Below are 8368 nucleotides of genomic sequence, written 5' to 3' on the forward strand. Positions count from 1 at the left end.
CGGTGGGGGTAGCCGGGGGCAGGGCGCCTTGACCTCCAGGCTGCTCAGCCCGCGCAGCATCACCACCGAGCGGCTGTCGATGTTGCCGCCGGGGCCCGAGCATATGGATGATTTGATCCGCCTCAAGGCGGATGAGCGCGTCTTCGGCTTTATGCTGCATGGCGTGCGAACCCCCGCGCGCACCGGAGAGGAGCTCGAGGATGACATGGATTTCTGGCAGGTGCGCGGCTATGGGACCTGGAGCGTGTTCCTGCGCGGCACCGGCCAGTTTCTCGGCCTTTGCGGCCTGATGGAGCGGCCCGATGGGCGAGGTGTTGCGCTGCGCTATGCGCTCTGGCCCGAAATGCGTGGCCATGGCTATGCGCGTGAGGCGGCGAATGCGGCGCTCGAATTCGGCCATCATGCCGGGCTGGCGCGCATCATCGGCGTCGCGCGGGAGAGCAATACCGCCTCGCGGGCCGTGATGGAGAGTATCGGCATGCGGCTATGCGACCATTTCATCAACCGCGGCCATGCCATGATGGTCTTCGAGAGCCGTCTTTGATGAAGGCCGAGGGGCACCTCACCTCGCGCATCGCCTGGCTGCGGGCCGCAGTGCTGGGGGCGAATGATGGCATTCTCTCCACCGCCAGCCTGATCATGGGCGTGGCCGCTGCCTCGGCCGACCGGCAGGAAATTCTGATCGCAGGTGCGGCCGGGATGGTTGCGGGGGCCATGTCGATGGCGGCGGGCGAATATGTCTCGGTCAGTTCGCAGGCCGATTCTGAGGCCGCCGATCTGGAGCGCGAGCGGCACGAATTGGCTGAAGACCCCGAATTCGAGACTGAGGAATTGGCCGCCATCTATGTCGAGCGCGGCCTGGAGCCGGCGCTGGCGCGGCAGGTGGCGCAGCAATTGATGGCGCATGACGCGCTGGGCACCCACGCGCGTGAGGAGCTGGGGATTTCCGAGATCACCACCGCCCAGCCGGTGCTGGCGGCGCTGACCTCGGCGGCGAGCTTTGCCCTCGGCGCCGCCCTGCCGCTGGCTTTGGTGATCTTCACCCCCGCAGAATGGCTCGTGGCGAGCGTGCCGCTCTCCACCTTGGCCTTTCTGGCGGGGCTGGGTGCCTTGGGGGCATGGGCAGGCGGTGCGCCAGTCGGCCGCGCCACGCTGCGGGTGATGTTCTGGGGTGCGCTGGCCATGGGCATCACCGCGGGGATTGGCGTGCTCGTGGGGCGGGTGGTTTAGCAGGCTGCTGAAAAACCCCGCTGGGGTGCTCGAGGGGCAAAGCCCCTCGATCTTATCCTCGCTCGATGTTCGTCTTTCACCAGCCTATGAAAGCATGATGCGTTGAGGCGGAATCGCCGACAACGCTCAAGCATCCTCTCAACAATGGCTGGACCAAGCGGCGTGGTTTAGAGCCTGTTCCGTTCGCCTCGGCTCACTGCACAGGCTCTAAGCTTTTGTTTGTCGAGCATCTTTATCCGCTCAAACGATTCCGTTTGAACGGATGATGCTCTACGCCAAAGCAGCCCAGCGCCGCTGCCATATGCCCAGCATGGCGGCAGGCAGTGCCCGGCCCACCCAATAGCCCTGGGCACGATGCACCCCCAGCGCCGCCACCGCGGCCCAGAGCCTAGCATCGGCCACGCCCTCGGCGGTGACCACCTGGCCGCGGCGATTGGCCTCGTCCACCACATGGCGGACAAAACGCCGCGCCCGGCCATCCGCCGGCAGGCGCCCGACCAGGGATTTGTCCAGCTTGATCCCGGCAAAGCCCAGGCTTTGCAGCCCCAGCCGGCCATCATCCATGGCCAGATCATCGAGCAAGACGCCATGCCCGACCGCTTCCATCCGGCGGATGGCGCGAGCCAGCAGCGCGCGGTCATGCACCGGCGTGGTTTCGGTGAGTTCGAGCGTCAGATCTTGGGCCGCCAAGCCGCCGCTGCGCAATGCCTGGCTGATCCAGATGCTCAGATCCGGAAGCAGCAACTGGTCCAGCGCGACATTGACCGAGACGCCGATAGCCATGCGCGGGGCCAGCGGGCCGATATCCCGCGCCGCGCGTGAGAGCACCGCCAGGGCCAATATGCGGGCCAGGCCGGCGCGTTCCAGCGCCGGCACGAAAAGATCCGGTGCATGCATCATCGGCCGGCCGCGCCAGCGGGCCAGCGCCTCGACCAGCACCGGCCGCCGGTCGGCGATGCGCACCACCGGCTGGTAGCGCACCAGCAAGCCATCGCGGCCGAGCCCGCGGGCCAGGGCTTTGTCGCTGGTGGGCAGGCTGCGATGGGTGCTGGGTGGGCGCGCCCGCAGCGCGGCTGCCAGAGCGGCGGCCTTGGCCGGCAGCGCGGCCATGCCAGTTGGGGCGCCTAGGCCATCGGCCGTGACGATGATGATGGTATCGGTGAGGGAGGGATCATCAAGGATGGAGAGCAGCGCGGCCCAGGCGCTGCCCGCGGCGGCTGGCTCGACCAGCAGGCGGCGCGGCGGCAGGCCAGGGCCGCAGAGGTATCGCAGCGCCTCCATGCCATGGCGGATCAGGCATGGCGGCATGGCGCATACACGCTGCGCGGCCTCCATCGCCGCAGCTATGATCTGGGGATGTTGCGCCAGGACCAGAATCTCACTGGGGGCGCGCTTTACCATGCCCGGGCGGCCTCGCATGGAAGGGTCATGGCTGGGCGGTGTCCTCGGGGTGGTCAGCTCCCGCGTCGAAGGCTGCATGTCATGCATTGGCATGAAATGCGGCGGCCATTCAACCCGGCGCTTGCACCCAAGGGTCGGCGCGCCATCTGCCCTCCAGCTCCATGGCGGTGCTGCGCAGCTGGGCGCTCCAGGCCATGGGGCCCTGGAAATGCGGCAAATAGCCAAAGGCATTCGCCTGGGCGATATATTCGGGGTCTGCCACGATGGTGGCCAGCGCCGAGGCCAGGGCCTGGACCAGGGGCTCGGGGGTGCCCCCGGGCAGGGCGAAGCCGCGGCAGGCCTGAGCGCTGAAGCCCAGACCCAATTCGCGCAAGGTGGCGACCTCGGGCCATTGCGGCGAGCGCGCATCGGATGCGACGGCGATGGCGCTCAGGCGGCCCTCGCGCAGCAGCCCCATGGCATCGGGTGCGGCCAGCATGGCGGCGGGGACATGGCCGGCCTGCACCGCCTGGCGCACCGCCGGGGCATTGGCGAAGGCGAAGCTGGTCAGCCCCAGGCGTGCGGCGAGGGCGCTGCCGGCCAATTGGGCGGCATTGCCGGGGGGCGGCGTGCCCAGCAGCGCATTGGCCGGCAGGTTGCGCAGCGCTTCGAGTGAGTGCACCGGGCCATTGGTGGCGGTGACCAGCAAAAGGCTCTCCTCCGCCACCGAGGCGACGAATTGCAGCCTTTCGATCATGCCGATTTGGCCCTGCTCAACCGCGCGGGCGAGCAGGGTGGGGGTGCCCAGCGCGGCCAGGGTCAGCCCATCAGGGGCGGCGCCGGCCAGGGCGCGGGCTGCCGATACGCCGCGATGGCCCGGCCGGTTCACCACCGAGACGGTGGCACGCGCCCAATGGCGCTCCAGAAACGGCACCATGCCGCGTGCCCAGAGATCGGGCGCGCTGCCAGCCGGTGCGCCGACCAGCAAGGTCACCGGTTGTGCCGCCCGCGCGCTCATCCCCGCCAGAATGGCGGGCATGGCGAGCGCGATGCGGCGGCCAATGTTCATGTGGTGCGCGGTGAAGCTGGCGCCACCGGGGCTGCCACATCGCGCCGCAGCCGGTTGCGCCCGCTATAGAGCACGATGGGCGCGGCGATGAAGACCGAGGAACTGGCCGAGATGAAAATGCCAAACAGCATCACCCAGGCGAAGCCCGAAAGGGCGTCACCACCAAAGAAGGCCAGGGGCAGGGCTGAGAGAAACAAGGTCATCGAGGTGCCAAGTGAACGATTGAGCGTCTCGTTGATCGACAAATCCGTCAACTGCTCCAGCGGCATTTGCTTGAATTTACGTAAATTCTCACGCATGCGATCAAACACCACGACCTTGTCATTGGCCGAGAAGCCGATGACGGTGAGGATCGCCGCGATCGAGGTCAGATTGAACTCGATCTGGAACAGCACCATGAAACCTATGGTTTTGGTGGTATCCAGGATCAGCGTGACGATGGCGGCGATGCCGAATTGCCATTCGAAGCGGAACCAGATGTAGAGCAGCATGGCCATCAGCGACAGGCCGAGTGCCAGCATGCCGCCGCGGAACAATTCATCGGAGATGCGGTTGCCCACCGCCTCCACCCGCAGGATGCGAATGCCCGGCGATGCGGCCTCGAGCGCCTGGCGCACCCGGTTGACCGTGACCTGGACCTGGGCCTCATTTGGTGGTGCGGGCATGCGCAGCAGGGCGGTATTGGCATCGCCGAATTGCTGGATGCCGACATCGCCGAGGTTCAGCCCGCTGGCCGTGGCCCGCAACAGGGCGAGATCGGTGGGCGCGGGGGTGCGCACCTCCATCACGATGCCGCCCTTGAAGTCGATGCCCTTTTCCAGCCCCGGGTAGAAGGCGCCCACCAAAGACAGGGTGGAGAGCACCGCGGAGACGAGCAGGCCAGTTCTGGCACCGCGCATAAACGTGATGGTCGTGAGGTCCGGGCAGATACGAAAGAGCGGCCGCGCCAGACGCTGCAGCAGGGTGAGGCCCGGGCGCTGCATCACTGGCAGCTCCTTCGGCCGGCGGGCACGGTACCACCAGACGACCATCAGCCGGGTCAGCACCGTGGCCGTCCACATCTGCACCACCGTGCCGATGGCGACGGTGACGGCAAAACCCTTCACCGGGCCGGAGCCAAAGCCATAAAGGCAGGCCATGGCGATGAGGTTGGTGAGGTTGCTGTCGAGGATGGTGCCCGAGGCCTTGGTATAGCCCGCCTCCAGCGCTGAGAGGGGCGGGCGGCCATTCTTCACCTCCTCGCGGATGCGCTCATTGATGAGGATATTGGCATCGAGCGCGGTGCCGAGCGTGAGGACGATGCCGGCAATGCCCGGCAGGGTGAGGGTGGCCTCGAGCAGGGAGAGGCAGGCCACCATGATGACAATATTGAAAAACAACGCGATATTGGCGAACCAACCCAGTAGCCCATAGGCCAGCCCCATATAGAGAAAGACGAAGAGCACGCCGACGGCGAGGCTGATAATGCCCGCGCGGATCGCATCCGCCCCCAGCTCGGGCCCGACCGAACGCTCCTCGATCACCGTGAGCGGCGCGGGCAGGGCGCCGGCGCGCAGCAGGATGGAGAGTTCAGTGGCGCTGCGGACGGTGAAACTGCCGGAAATCTGCCCCCGCCCGCCGGTGATCGGCTCGCGGATATTGGGCGCGGTGATCACCTTCTCATCCAGCACGATGGCGAAGGGGCGGCCGACATTGGCCCGGGTGATTTCGGAAAAGCGGCGGGTGCCGATCGAATCGAAGGTGAAATTCACCACCCATTCGCCGCTGCGATTATCCTGGCTGGGGCGGGCATCGGTGAGGTTGGCGCCATCCACCTCCACGCGACGGCGCACGGCGTAGCGCTGGCCGGCCTGTTCGCCGGGCAGGAACATCACCCCAGGCGGCGGCGTGGCGGCGGCGAGATTCGCGGCCTCATCGACGAGGTGGAAGGTCATCCGCGCGGTGCGGCCGAGCAATTGCTTGATGCGGTCTGGGTCGTCGATGCCGGGGAGTTGTACCAGGATGCGGTTGGCGCCCTGGCGGGCGATGAGTGCTTCGACCACGCCGGTTTCGTCGATACGGCGGCGGACGATCTCGATGGATTGCTCGACGGCGGCGGAGGCCTTGGCGCGGATGCCGGCCTCGGTGACGGTGGCGGTGAGCAGGCCCTCAGGGGAGATTCCCACCTCGATATCGCTGCCGCGCGCACCGCCGCCGAGGGCCACTTCGAGGCCCAATTCGCGCACGGCGCGCAGGGCGGCGTCACGGCTGGCGGGGTCGGTGATGCGCACCACCATCCGCCGCTGATCCGCCTGGGCCTGCAAGCCTGTGTATAGGATGCGCGGGTTGGCCTGGGCCAGGTTGCGGCGGGTGCCTTCGACCAGCGCCTCCACCCTGTCGCGCAGCAGGGCCGTCGTGTCCACTTCCAGCAGCAGGTAGGAGCCGCCGCGCAGGTCGAGGCCCAGATTGACCTGGCGCACGGGGAACCAGCCAGGGAAGGCGGCGCGTGGCAGCAGGTTGGGCAGGCTGGTCAGCACACCCATGAGGCAGACGAGCAGGATGCCGGCGGTTTTCCAGCGGGAGAAGAACATCATTTGGAGGCGCACACCATCGACAGCAGCCATTATCCGGACCGGGCCCCGCCCACCTCCCGGCGCTGGGGGCGGCATGGACACCGGGTGGGTTGACGGGAACCCGAGGGTGCCCGAAGCGGGCGGAAGATGCGTCGAGGGATTTTGGGATGCAAGCCTTGCGGATAGGTGTGGCGGGTGTTGGCCATTTTGGCCGGTTTCACGCACTGAAACTGGCCAAATTCGGCGTTCTGGCCGGGCTGGCCGATGCCTCGGCTGAGCGGGCGGCCGTGGTGGCGGCGGAGTGCGAATCCCAAGCCCTGCCGTTGGCGGCGCTGATCGAGGCTTCGGATGCGGTCGTGGTGGCCGCCCCCACGGCGCATCATTTTGCCCTGGCCGAGCAGGTGCTGCGGGCGGGGAGGCATGTTTTCATCGAAAAACCGATCGCCGCCACGCTGGCGGAGGCGGATGCGCTGGTGGCACTCGCCCAGGCGCGGGGGCTGGTGCTGCAGGTGGGCCATATCGAGCGCTATTCTGCCGCCATTCAAACCCTGCGGCGCGAGATGGGCGGCTTCGCACCCCGCGCGCTGGAGGCGACGCGGGTGGCGCCGTTTCGGCCGCGCAGCCTTGATGTCTCGGTGGTGCTGGATTTGATGATCCACGATATCGACCTCGTGCTGTCGCTGGTGGATGCGCCGCTGGTGGATGTGCGGGCGGTGGGGGCCCGGCTGGCCAGCGGATTGCCGGATTATGTCGTGGCGCAGCTGCGCTTTGAAAATGGCGCCCAGGCGCAGATCACCGCGAGCCGGGTGGCGGTGGCCATGGAGCGCCGGCTGCGGCTTTTGGGCGATGGCGGGGAGATTCGGGTCGATTTTCTGGCCCGGGAGTTGCGGGCATTGCGGCCGCTCTCCCCCGCCCGGGATGCGGCGGCGGATGAGAATATGCCCGGCTGGGGCCGTGATGAGGCTACCTGGACCGAGCATGACAGCCTGGAGGCGGAGCTTCGCGCCTTTATCGCCTCCATCCAGCACGCCGCCCCGGTGGAGGCCAATGCGGCCATTGCCCGCGCGGCGCTGGCCACGGCGCTGCGCATCGAGGCCGCGCTGGGCTGAGCCCGGGGGCATGGGGCGGCCCCATGGGGTGGTCATCTCTGGCCAGGGCCGCGGCTTCGTCGCATGCTGGGCCGAACACTGGAGGACAACACCCATGCTTCGTCGCCACACCATGCTGGCCGTGCCCGGTTTATTGGCGCTGCCCGCCCTCGCCGCCACCCCTGAGCGGGAGACGCTGATTCAGGGTTTTTCGCCGGCCCGGCTGGCACGCATCGCGCCTGCCATGGCGCGCGAGATTGAGCGGCAGAGCTTTGCCGGCGCCATCACCTGCATCTCCCGCCATGGGCGGCTGGTCCATATGGCCGCGCATGGCACGCTGGATGCGGAGCGGCGGCGGCCGATGGGCCATGATGCGATTTTCATGCTGGCCAGCATGACCAAGCCGCTGATTGCCGCCCTGGCGATGACGCTGGTGGAGGAGGGGCTGATTTCGCTGCGCGACCCCATCGGCCAGCATTTGCCCGAGCTGCGCGGGTTGAAGGTGGAGCAGCGCGAGCCCGGCCGGCAGGTGCAGGATGTGGCGCCGATCAGCCAGCCCACGGTGCAGGATTTGCTGCGCCACACCGCGGGCTTCTTTTATTCCGGCCCGGCGGCGCCGAGCCCCAGGCTTTCGCAAATGTATGAGGCGGCGGATATCGAGCAGAAGCGCGGGCCGCTCACCACCGATGAGTTCCTGCGGCGTTTGGCCACCATTCCGCTTGGGCATCAGCCTGGCACCACCTTCCATTATTCCATCTGCATCGATGTGCTGGGCGTGCTGTGCCAGCGGGTGAGCGGCATCCGGCTCGACCGGCTGCTGAAGCAGCGGATTCTCGACCCGCTGGGGATGGTGGATACGGGCTGGTTCGTCAGCCCCGAGCGCATGCCGCGCCTGGCGATGGGCCTGCCCAGCGACCCGCAGGTGGCGACGATGTGGACGAATTATCGCATCGAGCAGGACCCGGGCGATGCCACTTATTTCAAGGGTGGCGCGGGCCTTGCCGGCACCACCGGGGATTGGCTGAAATTCGCCGAGATGATGTTGCAGG

7 protein-coding genes are annotated in these 8368 nt (G+C 67.5%); 4 read left to right on the forward strand and 3 right to left on the reverse strand.

Annotation, left to right across the window (positions count from 1 at the left end; genetic code table 11):
- Window positions 1-28 precede the first annotated feature (28 nt).
- The gene (locus ABWP84_RS01670; RefSeq protein ID WP_353210251.1) at window positions 29-544 is read left to right on the forward strand and encodes a GNAT family N-acetyltransferase; all 516 of its coding nucleotides are present in this window, start codon (window positions 29-31) and stop codon (window positions 542-544) included.
- Window positions 544-1230 (forward strand): VIT family protein, encoded by a 687-nt coding sequence (locus tag ABWP84_RS01675; RefSeq protein WP_353210252.1) that lies wholly within the window; start codon window positions 544-546, stop codon window positions 1228-1230. Before ABWP84_RS01670 ends, ABWP84_RS01675 begins: the two co-directional genes overlap by 1 nt.
- A 270-nt stretch (window positions 1231-1500) precedes the next feature.
- On the opposite strand, the gene ABWP84_RS01680 is transcribed toward ABWP84_RS01675, so the two are convergent.
- From ABWP84_RS01680 to secD, 3 genes are all read right to left on the reverse strand, one after another.
- Complete coding sequence (locus ABWP84_RS01680; protein WP_353210253.1) at window positions 1501-2649, reverse strand: EAL domain-containing protein; 1149 nt, start codon at window positions 2647-2649, stop codon at window positions 1501-1503.
- A gap of 91 nt (window positions 2650-2740) precedes the next feature.
- Complete coding sequence (locus ABWP84_RS01685) at window positions 2741-3679, reverse strand: tripartite tricarboxylate transporter substrate-binding protein (protein ID WP_353210254.1); 939 nt, start codon at window positions 3677-3679, stop codon at window positions 2741-2743.
- Entirely contained in the window at window positions 3676-6252 is a 2577-nt protein-coding gene (gene secD, locus ABWP84_RS01690) for a protein translocase subunit SecD (RefSeq protein WP_353210255.1), read from the reverse strand. Before secD ends, ABWP84_RS01685 begins: the two co-directional genes overlap by 4 nt.
- Window positions 6253-6398: 146 nt before the next feature.
- Between secD and ABWP84_RS01695 the strand changes: the two genes are divergently transcribed.
- Window positions 6399-7340 carry a Gfo/Idh/MocA family oxidoreductase gene (locus tag ABWP84_RS01695; RefSeq protein WP_353210256.1) on the forward strand — a complete coding sequence of 314 codons (942 nt, stop codon included), beginning with the start codon at window positions 6399-6401 and terminating at the stop codon, window positions 7338-7340.
- Window positions 7341-7434: 94 nt separating this feature from the next.
- On the forward strand, window positions 7435-8368 hold a 934-nt coding region (locus tag ABWP84_RS01700), incomplete at its 3' end, for a serine hydrolase domain-containing protein (RefSeq protein WP_353210257.1).

This window comes from Rhodovarius sp., from assembly GCF_040399605.1.
In the GTDB taxonomy this organism is placed as follows: domain Bacteria; phylum Pseudomonadota; class Alphaproteobacteria; order Acetobacterales; family Acetobacteraceae; genus Rhodovarius; species Rhodovarius crocodyli_A.

Bases quoted from the DNA above. Each gene is read 5' to 3' on its own strand.
- ABWP84_RS01675 (WP_353210252.1), top strand. From the start codon at position 544: ATGAAGGCCGAGGGGCACCTCACCTCGCGCATCGCCTGGCTGCGGGCC.
- ABWP84_RS01680 (WP_353210253.1), bottom strand. From the start codon at position 2,649: ATGCGAGGCCGCCCGGGCATGGTAAAGCGCGCCCCCAGTGAGATTCTG.
- ABWP84_RS01685 (WP_353210254.1), bottom strand. From the start codon at position 3,679: ATGAACATTGGCCGCCGCATCGCGCTCGCCATGCCCGCCATTCTGGCG.
- secD (WP_353210255.1), bottom strand. From the start codon at position 6,252: ATGATGTTCTTCTCCCGCTGGAAAACCGCCGGCATCCTGCTCGTCTGC.
- ABWP84_RS01695 (WP_353210256.1), top strand. From the start codon at position 6,399: ATGCAAGCCTTGCGGATAGGTGTGGCGGGTGTTGGCCATTTTGGCCGG.